Annotated in this window: 14 protein-coding genes; 11 read left to right on the top strand and 3 right to left on the bottom strand. The window is 59.8% G+C overall.

The window, feature by feature from the left end; all coding sequences use genetic code 11:
* Positions 1–107: 107 nt before the first annotated feature.
* The 3 genes from prpC (at position 108) to prpF (ending at position 5,194) form a co-directional block, all read left to right on the top strand.
* Positions 108–1,235 (top strand): 2-methylcitrate synthase, encoded by a 1,128-nt coding sequence (prpC, locus tag M2401_RS04415; RefSeq protein ID WP_259100230.1) that lies wholly within the window; start codon positions 108–110, stop codon positions 1,233–1,235.
* Positions 1,236–1,310: 75 nt separating this feature from the next.
* Entirely contained in the window at positions 1,311–3,896 is a 2,586-nt protein-coding gene (gene acnD / locus M2401_RS04410; protein ID WP_259100227.1) for a Fe/S-dependent 2-methylisocitrate dehydratase AcnD, read from the top strand.
* Between the two features lie 122 nt (positions 3,897–4,018).
* Positions 4,019–5,194: a 2-methylaconitate cis-trans isomerase PrpF gene (prpF, locus tag M2401_RS04405; RefSeq protein WP_259100224.1), complete on the top strand. Its 1,176-nt coding sequence runs from the start codon at positions 4,019–4,021 to the stop codon at positions 5,192–5,194.
* A gap of 152 nt (positions 5,195–5,346) precedes the next feature.
* Here prpF and M2401_RS04400 read toward each other — a convergent pair whose 3' ends face one another.
* The gene (locus tag M2401_RS04400; RefSeq protein WP_259100222.1) at positions 5,347–6,165 is read right to left on the bottom strand and encodes a pyruvate, water dikinase regulatory protein; all 819 of its coding nucleotides are present in this window, start codon (positions 6,163–6,165) and stop codon (positions 5,347–5,349) included.
* Between the two features lie 183 nt (positions 6,166–6,348).
* Between M2401_RS04400 and ppsA the strand changes: the two genes are divergently transcribed.
* The 8 genes from ppsA (at position 6,349) to M2401_RS04360 (ending at position 14,468) form a co-directional block, all read left to right on the top strand.
* Positions 6,349–8,724, top strand: a complete 2,376-nt coding sequence (gene ppsA, locus M2401_RS04395) for a phosphoenolpyruvate synthase (protein WP_259100219.1) — start codon at positions 6,349–6,351, stop codon at positions 8,722–8,724.
* A 107-nt stretch (positions 8,725–8,831) separates the two neighbouring features.
* On the top strand, positions 8,832–9,818 hold the full coding sequence (locus M2401_RS04390; RefSeq protein WP_259100216.1) for an alpha/beta fold hydrolase: 987 nt from the start codon (positions 8,832–8,834) through the stop codon (positions 9,816–9,818).
* A 170-nt stretch (positions 9,819–9,988) separates the two neighbouring features.
* Positions 9,989–10,477 carry a ribonuclease E activity regulator RraA gene (gene rraA / locus M2401_RS04385; protein WP_259100214.1) on the top strand — a complete coding sequence of 163 codons (489 nt, stop codon included), beginning with the start codon at positions 9,989–9,991 and terminating at the stop codon, positions 10,475–10,477.
* Between the two features lie 11 nt (positions 10,478–10,488).
* A complete protein-coding gene (locus M2401_RS04380) occupies positions 10,489–11,484 on the top strand; it encodes a zinc transporter ZntB (protein WP_259100211.1) in 996 nt (331 codons plus the stop codon).
* Positions 11,485–11,573: 89 nt separating this feature from the next.
* The gene (locus M2401_RS04375; RefSeq protein ID WP_259100208.1) at positions 11,574–11,819 is read left to right on the top strand and encodes a CrfX protein; all 246 of its coding nucleotides are present in this window, start codon (positions 11,574–11,576) and stop codon (positions 11,817–11,819) included.
* 2 nt (positions 11,820–11,821) lie between these two features.
* Positions 11,822–12,646 (top strand): mechanosensitive ion channel family protein, encoded by an 825-nt coding sequence (locus M2401_RS04370; RefSeq protein WP_259100205.1) that lies wholly within the window; start codon positions 11,822–11,824, stop codon positions 12,644–12,646.
* 87 nt (positions 12,647–12,733) lie between these two features.
* Complete coding sequence (gene sigX / locus M2401_RS04365) at positions 12,734–13,324, top strand: RNA polymerase sigma factor SigX (RefSeq protein ID WP_259100202.1); 591 nt, start codon at positions 12,734–12,736, stop codon at positions 13,322–13,324.
* A gap of 106 nt (positions 13,325–13,430) precedes the next feature.
* Positions 13,431–14,468, top strand: a complete 1,038-nt coding sequence (locus M2401_RS04360) for an OmpA family protein (protein WP_259100198.1) — start codon at positions 13,431–13,433, stop codon at positions 14,466–14,468.
* Positions 14,469–14,669: 201 nt separating this feature from the next.
* On the opposite strand, the gene M2401_RS04355 is transcribed toward M2401_RS04360, so the two are convergent.
* Together M2401_RS04355 and M2401_RS04350 are read right to left on the bottom strand one after the other, a co-directional pair.
* On the bottom strand, positions 14,670–15,377 hold the full coding sequence (locus M2401_RS04355; RefSeq protein WP_259100195.1) for an ABC transporter permease subunit: 708 nt from the start codon (positions 15,375–15,377) through the stop codon (positions 14,670–14,672).
* A gap of 68 nt (positions 15,378–15,445) precedes the next feature.
* Positions 15,446–16,354 carry an extracellular solute-binding protein gene (locus M2401_RS04350; protein WP_259100192.1) on the bottom strand — a complete coding sequence of 303 codons (909 nt, stop codon included), beginning with the start codon at positions 16,352–16,354 and terminating at the stop codon, positions 15,446–15,448.
* Positions 16,355–16,358: the final 4 nt, after the last annotated feature.

Below are 16,358 nucleotides of genomic sequence, written 5' to 3'. Positions count from 1 at the left end.
AATGCATCTGCATTGACTGGAATACCGCTTTCGCGAATGAATTCGCTCCCACAGTTCCAGAAAAATGAATTGCCGATTCCCTAACAAATTCAAGATTGGAGACAGCAATGGCTGAAGCAAAAGTATTGAGCGGCGCTGGCCTGCGGGGCCAGGTCGCCGGGCAGACGGCGTTGTCCACCGTAGGGCAGGCCGGTGCCGGATTGACCTATCGCGGCTACGACGTCCGTGAACTGGCCGCCGAAGCACGTTTCGAAGAAGTCGCCTATCTGCTGCTCTACGGCGATCTACCGAGTCAGGCCCAGCTGGATGCCTATCTGCATGAACTGCAGGGCCTGCGTGATTTGCCGCAAGCCTTGAAGGAAGTGCTGGAGCGGATTCCCGCCAGCGCCCACCCTATGGATGTCATGCGCACCGGTGCCTCGATGCTCGGCAACCTGGAGCCTGAAGAGGATTTCAGTCAGCAACTGGCCGCGACCAACCGCCTGTTGGCGGCGTTCCCGGCGATCATGTGCTATTGGTATCGCTTCAGCCACGAAGGCAAGCGCATCGAGTGCGTGACTGACGAGCCCTCAATTGGCGCGCACTTCCTGCACCTGCTGCTGGACAAGAAACCTAGCGAGCTGCACGCCAAGGTCATGGATGTGTCGCTGATTCTTTACGCCGAGCACGAATTCAACGCCTCGACCTTCACCGCTCGGGTCTGCGCTTCGACTCTGTCGGACCTGTTTTCCTGCATCACCGCCGCCATCGGCAGTCTGCGCGGCCCGCTGCATGGCGGCGCCAACGAAGCGGCCATGGCCATGATCGAGCGCTTCAGCTCGGTCGAAGACGCGGTCAAAGGCACCCTCGGCATGCTTGAGCGCAAGGATAAGATCATGGGCTTCGGCCACGCGATCTACAAAGACTCCGACCCGCGCAACGAGGTGATCAAGGGCTGGTCGAAAAAACTCGCTGACGAAGTGGGCGATACCGTGCTGTTCCCGGTCTCCGAAGCCATCGACAAGACCATGTGGGAGCAGAAGAAACTGTTTCCCAACGCCGACTTCTACCATGCCTCGGCGTACCACTTCATGGGTATCCCGACCAAGCTGTTCACGCCGATCTTCGTCTGCTCGCGCCTGACCGGCTGGGCCGCCCACGTTTTCGAACAGCGTGCCAATAACCGCATCATTCGTCCAAGCGCCGAATACATCGGCGTCGAACAGCGCAAGTTCGTGCCCATCGAACGTCGCTGACCGGGGGAGGGGAGCGCTGCGAACCACGGCGCTTTCCATCCATCCTCTGCCACTACCGTGATCGAGCCCTGTGCCATGAATTCTGAATACCGCAAGCTGCTGCCCGGCACCCGCCTGGATTACTTCGACGCCCGCGCGGCTGTCGAGGCGATCAAGCCTGGCGCCTATGCCACCCTGCCATACACCTCCCGGGTACTGGCGGAAAACCTGGTGCGCCGCTGTGATCCGACGACGCTCAAGGCGTCCCTGAGCCAGTTGATCGAGCGCAAGCGCGATCTGGACTTCCCGTGGTTTCCGGCCCGGGTGGTCTGCCACGACATTCTCGGCCAGACCGCTCTGGTCGATCTGGCCGGCCTGCGTGACGCCATCGCCGAGCGCGGTGGTGATCCGGCCCAGGTCAACCCGGTAGTGCCGGTGCAACTGATCGTCGACCATTCCCTGGCCGTGGAGTGCGGCGGCTTCGACCCGGATGCCTTCGCCAAGAACCGCGCCATTGAAGACCGTCGCAACGAAGACCGCTTCCACTTCATCGACTGGACCAAACTGGCGTTCAAGAACGTCGAAGTGATTCCGCCTGGCAACGGCATCATGCACCAGATCAACCTGGAGAAAATGTCGCCGGTGGTGCAGGTCCGTGAAGGCGTGGCCTTCCCCGACACCCTGGTCGGCACCGACAGCCACACCCCGCATGTCGATGCCCTGGGCGTGATCGCCATTGGTGTCGGTGGCCTGGAAGCCGAGAACGTGATGCTGGGCCGCGCCTCGTGGATGCGCCTGCCGGACATTATCGGCGTCGAACTGACCGGCCAGCGTCAGTCCGGCATCACTGCCACGGACGTGGTCCTGGCCCTGACCGAGTTCCTGCGCAAGCAGAAAGTGGTCGGCGCCTGGCTGGAGTTTTACGGCACCGGTTCGGCAAGCCTGACCCTGGGTGACCGCGCGACCATTTCCAACATGGCCCCTGAGTACGGCGCCACGGCGGCGATGTTCTCCATCGATTCGCAAACCATCGACTACCTCAAGCTCACCGGCCGCGAAGACGAGCAGGTCGCCCTGGTTGAGCTGTACGCCAAGGAAACCGGGCTGTGGTCCGATAGCCTCAAAGACGTTCAATACGAGCGCGTGCTGAGCTTCGACCTGTCCAGCGTCGTACGTAACATGGCGGGTCCGTCCAACCCCCACGCGCGGGTTGCGACCAGCGATCTGGCGGCCAAGGGCATTGCCGGGCAGTGGACCGAAGTGCCGGGGCAGATGCCCGACGGCGCGGTGATCATCGCGGCCATCACCAGTTGCACCAACACCAGTAACCCGCGCAACGTGATTGCCGCCGGTCTGCTGGCGCGCAATGCCAATCGCCTGGGCTTGACCCGCAAGCCGTGGGTCAAGTCGTCCCTGGCGCCGGGCTCCAAGACCGTGGCGTTGTATCTGGATGAAGCCGGCCTGACTTCCGAGCTGGAGCAATTGGGCTTTGGCGTAGTGGCCTTTGCCTGCACCACTTGCAACGGCATGTCCGGCGCCCTGGATCCGCTGATCCAGAAGGAAATCATCGACCGCGACCTATACGCCACGGCCGTGCTGTCGGGTAACCGCAACTTCGACGGACGTATCCACCCGTACGCCAAGCAGGCTTTCCTCGCTTCGCCGCCGCTGGTAGTGGCCTATGCGATTGCCGGGACCATCCGTTTCGATATCGAGAAGGATGTGCTGGCGGTGGTCGACGGCAAGGAAATTCGCCTCAAGGATATCTGGCCCAGCGACGAAGAAATCGATGCGGTGGTCAAGGCATCGGTCAAGCCGGAGCAGTTCCGCCAGGTCTATATCCCCATGTTCGCGATCCAGGAGGCCGGGCCTGCGGTGCCGCCGCTGTACGACTGGCGGCCGATGAGCACCTATATCCGCCGTCCTCCATACTGGGAAGGCGCCCTGGCCGGGGAGCGCACGCTCAAGGGCATGCGCCCGCTGGCAGTGCTGCCGGACAACATCACCACCGACCACCTGTCGCCGTCCAACGCCATCATGTTGAACAGTGCCGCCGGTGAGTACCTGGCGAAAATGGGCCTGCCGGAGGAGGACTTCAACTCCTACGCGACTCATCGTGGCGACCACCTCACCGCCCAGCGTGCGACCTTTGCCAACCCGCAACTGGTCAACGAAATGGCCGTGGTCGATGGCCAGGTGAAGAAGGGCTCCCTGACCCGCATTGAGCCGGAAGGCACGGTCACGCGGATGTGGGAAGCCATCGAAACCTATATGTCGCGCAAGCAGCCGCTGATCATCATTGCCGGTGCCGATTACGGCCAGGGCTCGTCCCGCGACTGGGCAGCCAAGGGCGTGCGTCTGGCCGGGGTCGAGGCGATTGCCGCCGAAGGCTTCGAGCGTATCCACCGCACCAATCTGGTCGGCATGGGCGTGCTGCCCCTGGAGTTCAAGTCGGGGGTCAACCGCCTGACTTTGGGTATCGACGGCAGTGAAACCTTCGACGTGATCGGCAAGCCGACACCCCGCGCCACCCTGACCCTGGTGATCAACCGCAAGGACGGCGAACGCCTGGAAGTGCCAGTGACCTGCCGTCTGGATACGGCTGAAGAAGTGTCGATCTACGAGGCGGGCGGCGTGTTGCAGCGCTTCGCCCAGGACTTCCTTGAGTCGTCAGTGGCTTAGGTAATTGCTCGTTGGAGCGAGGCTCGCCCGCGAAGCTGTTGCTGCGGTTAGCCAGCCATACCGGGTTACCGTTCTTCGCGGGCAAGCCTCGCTCCAACAACTTTTGAAAGGACAAGATTTCCATGGCTTATCCGGCACAAATCAAGATCCCCGCCACCTATATGCGTGGCGGCACCAGCAAAGGCGTGTTCTTCAGCCTGCAAGACCTGCCCGAGTCCGCCCAGGTCCCCGGTCCTGAGCGCGATGCCCTTTTGCTACGAGTGATCGGCAGCCCCGATCCCTACGAGAAGCAGATCGACGGCATGGGCGCGGCCACCTCCAGTACCAGCAAGACAGTGATCATTTCCAAAAGCATCAAGGCCAATCACGACGTCGATTACCTGTTCGGCCAGGTCTCCATCGACAAGCCCTTCGTTGACTGGAGCGGCAACTGCGGCAATTTGTCTGCTGCGGTCGGGCCATTCGCCATTAGTCAGGGTTTAGTGGACGCCAGCCGTATTCCCCAGAACGGCGTGGCGGTGGTGCGGGTCTGGCAGGCCAATATCGGCAAGACCATCATCGCCCATGTGCCCATCACCAACGGCGCGGTGCAGGAGACCGGTGACTTCGAGCTGGATGGCGTGACCTTCCCGGCGGCAGAGGTTCAACTGGAGTTTATGGACCCGGCTGCGGACGAAGAGGGCGCAGGCGGTTCGATGTTTCCCACCGGGCAACTGGTCGACGACCTGGAAGTGCCCGGTGTCGGTACGCTCAAGGCGACGATGATCAATGCCGGGATCCCGACCATCTTCATCAACGCGGCCGATATCGGCTACACCGGCGCCGAGCTGCAGGGTGATATCAATGGCGACGGCAAGGCCCTGGCCATGCTGGAAACCATCCGTGCCCACGGCGCCCTGTGCATGGGCCTGATCAAGCACCTGGACGAAGCGGCTACCCGCCAGCACACGCCCAAGGTTGCCTTTGTCGCGCCGCCGCGGCAGTACGTATCGTCCAGTGGCAAATCGGTAGACGATGCCGATCTGTTGGTACGGGCGGTGTCCATGGGCAAGCTGCACCACGCCATGATGGGCACCGCAGCCGTCGCGATCGGCACGGCTGCGGCGATCCCCGGCACCCTGGTCAACCTCGCGGCAGGCGGCGGCGAACGCAGCGCCGTACGCTTCGGCCACCCCTCGGGCACCCTGCGCGTCGGCGCCCAGGCCGATCAGGTCAATGGCGAATGGAAGGTGCTCAAGGCGGTGATGAGCCGCAGTGCGCGGGTGTTGATGGAAGGGTGGGTGAGGGTGCCACTCTAACCTGCGGGGCTGTGGGGTGGTGGTTGTGGGAGCGAATTCATTCGCGAAGAGGTCGGTACATTCGACGCATTTTTATCGTCTGAAACACCGTCTTCGCGAATGAATTCGCTCCCACACAATCCATCTTTAATCGATTTTCAAAACTCAGATGATTACTTGAACCGGCGCTCAACCCCTTTCTCGACCAATACCTTCGCCGAGATCTCCTCCACCGAGAAGTGCGTGGAGTTGATATTGGGGATGTTCTCGCGGCGGAACAGGTTTTCCACTTCCCGCACTTCGAACTCGCACTGGGCATAGCTGGAGTAGCGGCTGTTGGGCTTGCGCTCGTGGCGAATGGCGGTCAGGCGATCTGGGTCAATGGTCAGGCCGAACAGTTTGCTACGGTGGGTCTTCAGCGCGGCAGGCAGTTGCAGGCTTTCCATATCGTCTTCGGTCAGCGGGTAGTTGGCCGCGCGGATGCCGAATTGCATGGCCATGTATAGACAGGTAGGGGTCTTGCCGCAGCGCGAAACACCGACGAGGATGATGTCGGCCTTGTCGTAATAATGGGTCCGGGCGCCATCGTCGTTGTCGAGGGCGAAGTTCACTGCCTCGATGCGCTCCATGTAGTTGGAGTTGTGACCGATGGAGTGGGATTTGCCCACCGAATAGGAGGAGTGTGAACTAAGCTCCTGCTCCAGCGGCGCCAGGAAGGTTGAGAAAATATCGATCATGAAACCGTTCGAGGTGGCCAGGATCTCGCGTATTTCCTGGTTGACGATGGTGTCGAAAATGATCGGACGCACATCGTCCCTGTCGGCGGCGTTGTTGATTTGTTGTACCATCGCCCGCGCTTTTTCGACGCTGTCGATGTACGGCCTCGTGAACTTGTTGAACGTGATGTTTTCAAATTGTGCCAACAGGCTCTGGCCCAGGGTTTCGGCAGTGATGCCGGTGCCGTCGGAGATAAAGAACGCAGATCGTTTCATTTGTGCTCGGGCCTTAAGCTGGTGGCGAATGTTGGCTATCATAGGCGCGCTTGCGGGCCTGGACAGTAGGCATTCTTGCTTATTTCCAGGGTCCGGGCCACACACCTGCAGGGCCGTGTTGCATGGCGGTTCGGCAATTTGAGCTTTTCCCAACAACACACACAGTTAAGTGGAGAGATCACCTTGGTAGAGTACGTAGTTTCCCTCGATAAGCTCGGCGTCCATGATGTGGAGCACGTGGGAGGCAAGAACGCATCCCTCGGCGAAATGATCAGTAACCTTGCAGGCGCTGGCGTTTCGGTCCCTGGTGGCTTCGCCACTACAGCTCAGGCCTACCGTGATTTTCTGGAGCAGAGTGGTCTGAACGATCAGATCCACGCTGCGCTGGACGCTCTTGATGTCGACGACGTCAACGCCTTGGCCAAGACCGGCGCGCAGATTCGTCAGTGGATCATGGAAGCCGAGTTCCCCGAGCGGCTCAACGCCGAAATCCGTACCGCCTTCGCCGAACTGTCGGCAGGCAACCCGGATATCGCCGTGGCCGTGCGTTCTTCCGCCACTGCTGAAGACCTGCCTGACGCTTCCTTTGCCGGTCAGCAGGAAACCTTCCTGAACATCCGCGGCGTTGAAAACGTCATCCGTGCGGCCAAGGAAGTCTTCGCTTCCCTGTTCAACGATCGCGCCATTTCCTACCGTGTACACCAGGGTTTCGATCACAAACTGGTGGCTCTGTCCGCTGGCGTGCAACGCATGGTTCGCTCTGAAACCGGGACTGCGGGTGTGATGTTCACCCTCGACACCGAGTCGGGCTTCCGTGACGTGGTGTTCATTACCGGTGCCTACGGCCTGGGTGAAACCGTGGTCCAGGGTGCGGTCAATCCGGACGAGTTCTACGTCCACAAAGGCACCCTGGAAGCCGGCCGTCCGGCCATCCTGCGCCGCAATCTGGGCAGCAAGGCGATCAAGATGATCTACGGCGACGAGGCCAAGGCCGGTCGTTCGGTCAAGACTGTCGACGTCGATGCCGCCGAGCGTGCGCGTTTCTGCCTCAGCGATGCCGAAGTCAGCGAGCTGGCCAAGCAGGCGATGATCATCGAGAAGCACTACAAGGCGCCGATGGACATCGAGTGGGCCAAGGACGGTGACGACGGCAAGCTTTACATCGTCCAGGCGCGTCCCGAAACCGTGAAGAGCCGTTCTTCGGGCAACGTCATGGAGCGCTACCTGCTCAAGGAAAAGGGCACCGTACTGGTCGAAGGTCGTGCCATTGGCCAGCGTATCGGCGCTGGCAAGGTGCGCATCATCAAGGACGTGTCCGAGATGGACAAGGTCCAGCCAGGCGACGTCCTGGTCTCCGACATGACCGACCCGGACTGGGAACCGGTCATGAAGCGCGCCAGTGCCATCGTCACCAACCGTGGCGGTCGTACCTGCCACGCGGCGATCATCGCCCGTGAGCTGGGTATTCCGGCCGTGGTCGGTTGCGGCAACGCCACTCAGCTGTTGAAAGATGGCCAGGGCGTGACCGTTTCCTGCGCCGAGGGCGATACCGGCTATATCTTCGAAGGCGAACTGGGCTTTGACATCAAGACCAACTCGGTCGATGCCATGCCTGACCTGCCGTTCAAGATCATGATGAACGTCGGCAACCCGGACCGGGCTTTCGACTTCGCCCAGTTGCCCAACGCCGGTGTCGGCCTGGCGCGCCTGGAATTCATCATCAACCGCATGATCGGCGTGCACCCCAAGGCGCTGTTGAACTACCCGAACCTGCCGCTGGAAATCAAGGAAAGCGTCGACAAGCGCATCGCGGGCTACGACGATCCGGTCGGTTTCTATGTCGAGAAACTGGTCGAGGGCATCAGCACTCTGGCCGCCGCATTCACGCCGAAGAAAGTCATCGTGCGCCTGTCGGACTTCAAGTCCAACGAATACGCCAACCTGATCGGCGGCAAGCTCTACGAGCCGGAAGAAGAGAACCCGATGCTGGGCTTCCGCGGTGCTTCGCGTTACATCAGCGAAAGCTTCCGTGACTGCTTCGAACTCGAATGCCGCGCCCTCAAGCGCGTACGCAACGAAATGGGGTTGACGAACGTCGAAATCATGGTGCCGTTCGTCCGTACCCTGGGCGAAGCCAGCCAGGTCATCGACCTGTTGGCTGAAAACGGCCTCAAGCGCGGCGAAAACGGCCTGCGCATCATCATGATGTGCGAATTGCCGTCCAACGCGATCCTGGCTGAAGAGTTCCTCGAGTTCTTCGACGGTTTCTCCATCGGCTCCAACGACCTGACCCAGCTGACCCTGGGCCTGGACCGGGACTCGGGGATCATCGCTCACCTGTTCGACGAGCGTAACCCTGCGGTCAAGAAGCTGCTGGCCAATGCCATTCAAGCGTGCAACAAGGCCGGCAAGTACATCGGTATCTGCGGCCAGGGTCCTTCCGATCACCCGGATCTGGCGCGCTGGCTGATGGAGCAGGGCATCGAAAGCGTTTCCCTGAACCCCGATTCCGTACTGGAAACCTGGTTCTTCCTGGCTGAAGGTCAAGCTCCGGCCTGATCACGCAACACCGTAAGTCGCCGACCCGCCCAGGCTGTTTAGCCTGCGTGGGTCGGCCTTTTTTCGCAGGGTGGTTTTCCGGCTGCCCGTTTTTACGCAAGAGCTCTATGCAAAGCAGCAGCACTCTTTTTCCCGTGGCCTTGATCAGCGCCGAACGTTGCGGCGACCTGATCGAGGACGTATATCGCCTCAAACCCGCCAACAGTCCGGACTACAGCGTGGAGCTTGCGGTCACGCGCCTGGGCCTGTTCGAGCATCCCGATCAGCGCGGCGTGCCGGTCATTCTGCTGCACGGCAGCTTTTCCAACCGCCGCTTCTGGTATTCGCCAAAGGGCATCGGCCTGGGCGCCTATCTGGCCCGGGCCGGGTTCGATGTCTGGATCCCGGAAATGCGTGGTCATGGCCTGTCGGCGCGCAACCAGGCGTATCGTTCCAACCGCGTGGCGGACTACGCGCGTTACGACTTGCCGGCCATTGCCGCCTTCGTCCGCGAGCAAAGCGGGCAGATTCCGCACTGGATCGGTCACTCCCTGGGCGGCACCACCCTGGCTGCGGCGTTGGGCGGGCAATACCTGGGCGCGCCGGGCGCAGCTTCCGTGGCGCTGTTCGGCAGCCAGGTCAGTCGCACCTACTGGCCGCTGAAAGTGCCGCCGGTGCAGTGGTCAGGCCGTCTGCTGCTCAAGCCCTTCGAGCATATCTCCGGCCCGCGTTTCAAGCGTGGTCCGGAAGACGAGCCGATCGGCCTAGTGCTGGAAAGCATGCGCTGGCATGGCCTTTTTGGCCGCTTCGGCGATGCCCACGGCAACTGGTGGACCGGTCTGAAGGATGTCGAGGTGCCGGTACTGGCGGTGGCGGCAGTGGGGGATGAGCAGGACCCGGAATGGGCCTGCCGCAAGTTGTTCGAACAGATAGGCTCTGTCGAGCGGAAATTTGTCTGCCTGGGTCGCGAGCACGGTTTCAGCGAAGACTTCGGCCATGTGCAGATGCTGGTGAGCAAATCGGCGCAAACCGAGGTCTGGCCGCTGGTCGCTGACTGGCTGCGGGAGCGTTCGACGGTGGCCGAAGACACGTTGCCTGAGGCTGCGGCGGGTTGAGACGTTTGAACGATTCCGCTGGGGCAGAGCAGGGGCTAAGATGTGACGAGTCAGGCAGCTTTGGTCACGAAAGTGACCACTTTCATATTATTGTCTGACAGGCACCGTTCAACTTGGTCGCGCTAGGCTACTCTTCTGTGCCTGCGATCTTCACCTGACAGGAGTTAACCATGCATTACATTACGCCCGATCTGTGCGATGCCTACCCGGAACTGGTCCAGGTGCTCGAACCCATGTTCAGCAACTTTGGCGGCCGCGATTCCTTTGGCGGTGAAATCGTCACGATCAAATGCTTCGAAGACAACTCCCTGATCCGCGATCAGGTGGCACTCGACGGCAAGGGCAAGGTGCTTGTGGTCGACGGTGGCGGTTCCCTGCGCCGCGCCCTGTTGGGTGACCTGTTGGCCGAGAAGGCCGCACACAATGGCTGGGAAGGCATGGTGATCTACGGATGCATCCGTGACGTCGATGTCATTGCCCAGACCGACCTGGGCGTCCAGGCTCTGGCCACCCACCCGATGAAGACCGACAAGCGCGGCATCGGTGACCTCAACGTGGCCGTGACCTTCGCCGGTGTTACCTTCCGTCCGGGTGAGTATGTCTACGCCGACAATAATGGCGTCATCGTTTCACCATCGCCTCTGACAATGCCGGAATAAGCGAAACCTGAATGTTTGACGAAACAAACGCGCAATGGGGGCTGGTCCACGCCCTGGTACTGGACGGCAAAGGCGGGGCACGTTTCATAGCTCGTACCGATCTGCAAACCCTGCAATTGCAGCCGCACGAAAGTGTCTGGCTGCACTGGGATCGCAGTCATCCGCAAACCCACACCTGGTTGCGCAGTGCCAGTGGCCTGAGTGAATTCGCCTGCGACCTGCTGCTGGAAGAAAATACCCGCCCGCGCATGCTGTCGCTGCCCGATGAAGAACTGCTGCTGTTCCTGCGCGGGGTCAATCTCAACCCCGGTGCCGAGCCGGAAGATATGGTCTCGGTAAGGATCTTCGCGGCGGCCCAGCGGGTCATTTCCCTGCGTCTGCGGCCATTGCGCGCCACGGACGAACTGATCGAAAAATTCAACGAAGGCAAGGGGCCGAAAACTGCCTCCGAGCTGATTCTTTATCTGGCGCAATACCTCACCGACAAGGTTCAGGCACTGGTCACCGACCTGACTGAATCCATCGATGACGAAGAAGAGAAGATCGACGCCGACGAGCGGTACGAGCCGGATCACGGCAAAATGCTGCATATCCGCCGTCGTGCGGCCGGTCTGCGACGCTTTCTTGCCCCGCAGCGGGACATTTACGGTCAGTTGACGCGCTGCAAGTTGCCCTGGTTCGTCGCCGATGACGGCGATTACTGGAACGAACTGAACAACAGCCTGACCCGTTACCTCGAGGAGCTTGAGCTGACGCGGGAGCGGGTAGGGCTGGTACTGGAATCCGAAGACCGTCGCCTCAGTGAGCGCATGAGCCGGACCATGTACCGCTTCGGCGTGGTCACCGGGATCTTCCTGCCCATGAGCTTCCTCACCGGCCTGTTGGGTATCAATGTCGGCGGCATTCCCGGATCGGGCAGCCCTTATGGCTTTCTGGTCGCTTGCATGATGATGGTCGCGGTGGCGCTGGGGCAATGGTGGCTGTTCAGAAAGCTGCGCTGGGTATGACGGTTACATTTTTTATGCGTTACCGGATGACTCATTTGTGACTCGCCTGAAATCGGCCACGTCTCCCAGTGACATTGCGTGAGGTGCCTATGCACGATCCGTTCGAAGAATCACTGCGTGACATGCTCAACTCGTCATCCTCCAGCCGGGATGACGATGCGTGTCTGGGGCGAGTTCTCAAGACCGCCAACCGCCAGGTCGGTGCCGGTGTGCTGTTCAGCCTGCTGGGCCGCTGGTCCCAGGCCATGATGATTGCCCTGAACAATGGTTCAGCGCATATCGCCCCGGTTTCCCGCCGCAAACAGAACAACCGCCCTGTCGATAAGGCTGAGTGAATATGGAATTGAATCTCTGGACACAGAGCCTGGTTGCCGCAATGACAGCATTGTGGACCAAAGTCGCAAACTTCATCCCCAACCTCTTCGGTGCCCTTGTGGTGGTGCTGCTGGGGTTCGTCGTAGCCAAGCTGCTCGATACTTTGTTGTCCAAGCTGCTTGCCAAACTGGGCCTGGATCGCCTGATGGGCGGCACTGGCCTGACCAAGCTGATAAGCCGCGCCGGTGTACAGGTGCCGATATCGACCCTGATCGGCAAGATTATCTATTGGTTCGTCCTGCTTATTTTCCTCGTGTCGGCCGCTGAGTCCCTGGGGTTGGAGCGGGTTTCCGCCACCCTCGACATGCTGGCGCTGTACCTGCCTAAGGTGTTCGGCGCAGCCCTGGTGCTATTGGTGGGGGTGCTGCTGGCACAACTGGCCAATGGCCTGGTGCGCGGTGCCGCTGAAGGTGTGGGCCTGGATTATTCAGCGGGCCTTGGGCGAATCGCCCAGGGCCTGGTCATTATCATCAGTATTTCGGTGGCTATCAGTCAGTTGGAGGTCAAGACTGACCTGCTCAACCATGTGATCGTCATCGCGCTGTTGACCGTTGGTCTGGCCGTCGCCCTGGCGATGGGCCTGGGCAGCCGTGAACTGGCGAGCCAGATACTGGCCGGGATTTATGTGCGGGAGTTGTATCAGGTTGGGCAACATGTGCGTGTGGGAGGGGTCGAAGGGCAGATCGAAGAAATCGGTACGGTGAAAACTACGCTGCTGACAGATGACGGCGAACTAGTGTCATTGTCCAACCGTATTCTTCTTGATCAACAAGTGAGCAGCCGATAGGCCGCTAACCTGTTAAGCTATGCCGCCACGAATAGCCGCACATCCGCGCCGTGGCGGCCAATGACCTGACTGTCGGCACGACTTGTTTTGAATAACCCCCAACCGCTATCGATGCGCTATGACCCCCGCGAACTCTCTGATGAGGAGTTGGTGGCGCGCTCGCACGTTGAACTATTTCACGTGACGCGGGCTTACGAAGAATTGATGCGTCGCTATCAGCGAACCCTTTTTAACGTCTGTGCACGATATTTGGGGAACGATCGCGATGCTGACGATGTCTGTCAGGAAGTGATGCTTAAGGTGTTGTATGGCTTGAAGAATTTCGAGGGTAAATCGAAGTTCAAAACCTGGCTCTACAGCATTACCTACAATGAATGCATCACTCAGTACAGAAAGGAACGGCGAAAGCGTCGGTTGATGGATGCTTTGAGTCTGGACCCTCTTGAGGAAGCGTCGGAAGACAAGACGCCAAAACCTGAAGAGAAGGGCGGACTCGATCGCTGGCTTGTGCATGTGAACCCGATCGATCGGGAAATTTTGGTGCTGCGTTTTGTCGCAGAACTGGAATTTCAGGAGATCGCAGACATAATGCACATGGGCCTGAGTGCCACGAAAATGCGCTACAAACGAGCACTTGATAAATTACGTGAGAAATTTGCAGGCATTACCGAAACTTAACTCGGAGCAAAGATCTCTAACGAGCAGGCAAATCTGTTAGACTTGCCGATGAGTTGTCCCCCGGTATGCGGGACTGCTTCACAATCACCAGATGGGGATTTAACGGATGAAACTGAAAAACACCTTGGGCTTGGCCATTGGTACTATTGTTGCCGCGACATCGTTCGGCGCTCTGGCTCAAGGCCAAGGCGCAGTCGAGATCGAAGGCTTCGCCAAGAAAGAACAGTACGACAGCGCCCGTAATTTCAAAAATAACGGCAACCTGTTCGGCGGTTCGGTTGGCTACTTCCTGACTGACGACGTTGAACTGCGTCTGGGCTACGACGAAGTGCACAACGTCCGTAGCGATGATGGTCGTAACATCAAAGGCGCAGACACTGCCCTTGATGCTCTGTACCACTTCAACAAGCCAGGCGACATGCTGCGTCCATACGTCTCGGCCGGTTTCTCCGACCAAAGCATTGGCCAGAATGGCAGCGGCGGTCGTAACCGTTCCACCTTCGCCAACGTTGGCGCTGGTGCAAAACTGTACTTCACCGAAAACTTCTACGCCCGTGCTGGCGTTGAAGCTCAGTACAACATCGACCAGGGTGACACCGAGTGGGCACCTAGCGTTGGTATCGGTGTGAACTTCGGTGGCGGCTCCAAGAAAGTTGAAGCTGCACCGGTTGAAGCGGCTCCAGCCGTATGCTCCGACAGCGACAACGATGGCGTTTGCGACAACGTTGACAAGTGCCCTAACACTCCAGCCAACGTAACTGTTGACGCTAACGGCTGCCCAGCTGTTGCTGAAGTTGTTCGTGTTCAGCTGGACGTGAAATTCGACTTCGACAAATCTGTTGTCAAGCCGAACAGCTACAGCGACATCAAAAACCTCGCTGACTTCATGAAGCAGTACCCACAAACCACCACCACTGTTGAAGGTCACACTGACTCCGTCGGTCCTGACGCTTACAACCAGAAACTGTCGCAGCGTCGTGCTGACGCAGTTAAACAAGTTCTGGTTAACCAGTACGGTGTTGGCGGCAACCGCGTTCAGTCCAAAGGCTACGGCGAAACCCGTCCTGTTGCTGACAACGCAACTGATGCTGGCCGCGCGGTTAACCGTCGCGTAGAAGCTGAAGTAGAAGCTCAAGCTAAGTAATTAGCCCGCTTCAATAGAAAAGCCCGGCTTAGGCCGGGCTTTTCTTTGACTGCGATTTAAGGTGGCACTTCTATACGGTTTGGACCTGTGGGACCGGCTTTAGCCGGGAAAGCATTGGCAGGATCGACAGATCTCTATCGCCTCTGACATTGCTTTCCCGGCTAAAGCCGGTCCCACGTTCGTCAGGCATGAAGCAACCTTCTACAGGTTTTTGCGTGACTGCCCATACACCGACAAGCACCACAACGGAAAAGGCAAGGTCACCAGCAACAGCAGCCAGAGCAAGGCGTAGACCGCGTTGACCCCGTCATTCTGCAGGTTGACGAACAGCTTCACGGGGATGCCCTGGGGGAAGTAGGCAAAGACCATGACGATGCCGAATTCACCGATGATGCGTACCCAGGTAATCGCCAGGCCCGCAGCCAGCGCCCGTGCCGCCAGGGGCAGCGTGACCCGGTAAAAAGCGGCCCGTCGCGAGCAACCCAGCCCCCGTGCAGCCTCTTCCAGGGTGTGTGGCACCGCTTCGAAGGCTGTCCGCGCCGCCAATACAAAGTAGGCAATGCCGCCGTATAGCTGCGCGAGGATAAACGCCCCGACATTGTTATTCAGTAGCAGGCCCAGGCGTGCCAGGGGTTCACCCAGGGTGCCATAGGGACCAAACGCCGAAATCAGCAAAATGCCCATGGCCAAAGGCGGCGTCAGCAGGGTCATCAGCACCAGTATCTCGACCCCGCGCTTGAGCGACGAGTTGCTACGCGCCAGCCACAGGGCCAGGGGCGTTCCAAGCAGGATAATCAAGACCAGGGACAGTGCACTCCAGCCCACTGAGACACCGATGGCACTCCAGTCGCCATAGGCCAGGCGAAAGTCTTGCCAGGGCGTTTCCCGGATAAGCGCCAGGAACGGCAAGCACAACAACAGGGCGGCGGGCAGGCTGAGCCAGGCACTGCTGGCTCGTTGCGTGAAGGCGTTCAGGGCTACAGCGCCTCACCCTTGGGCTTGCCATAGCCATTCTGTTCGAACAGCTTCTGTCCAGCAGGCGAGAGCATGAAATCGACAAACTTTTGCGCCTGCCCGCCATCCGGCGCGTTCTTCAGCACGGCGGCGTAGAACACCAAGGGTTGCGGAGTGAGGGTCTGGGTCTTGCCGGTACCATCAGTGATCGACAGGCTGGTGGTGTTGTACCAGTCCTTGGCATAGACCGGGTTGCTCAGGTTGATCTCGTCAGGCAGCGCCACATAGGGCAGCCTGGCCGACAAAGTGGCGCTTTCATAACCAGAAGCCGCGTCGAGCTGGCCGGATTCCAGACGGCTCAACAAGCCGCCCTCGCCGAATACCTGCTGCGGGTTGCGCACGTCGCCGAGCAGTTGCTGTGCCAGGCCAGGCTGCTTGTAGTATTTCTCCGCCAGTTGCACGGTGAAGATAATGTTCTGGCCCTGGGGATCAGTGGCGGCATCGGTACGACCGAAGCGCAGGCCGGGTTGCTGCAGGACTTTCCACCAAGACTGGCTGTTGCTGGCAAAGTCAGCCGCGAATCGGCTTTTCGGGTTGTAGGCAATCACCATGCGGGTGCTGGCGACGGGAATGGCGTGATCCACCAGACCGGCTTTCTGCAGGATCTCGATCGGGCCGGGAGTAATGGAGACAAACACATCTGCAACGGCTTTCTTCGATGCCAGCAGGCGCGCCAGGCCATAGGCGCCTTCGCCCTGGCCCTGGTAGTCCAGATGCTCGGCTTCGGCAAAGGCTGGCCCCAGGTGTTTGTCCATCACCACGCCCATGGAGCCAGCGTAGGCAACACGGATCGCGTCGGCGGCACTGGCATTGATCGAAAAGGCCAGAGCGGCGGCGCCCAGAGCCAGGGGCCAGGTGTGTTTAATCATCATGCGG

Source organism: Pseudomonas sp. JUb42 (genome assembly GCF_024807945.1).
In the GTDB taxonomy this organism is placed as follows: Bacteria; Pseudomonadota; Gammaproteobacteria; order Pseudomonadales; family Pseudomonadaceae; genus Aquipseudomonas.
This window is presented reverse-complemented; position numbering and strand designations above follow the sequence as displayed.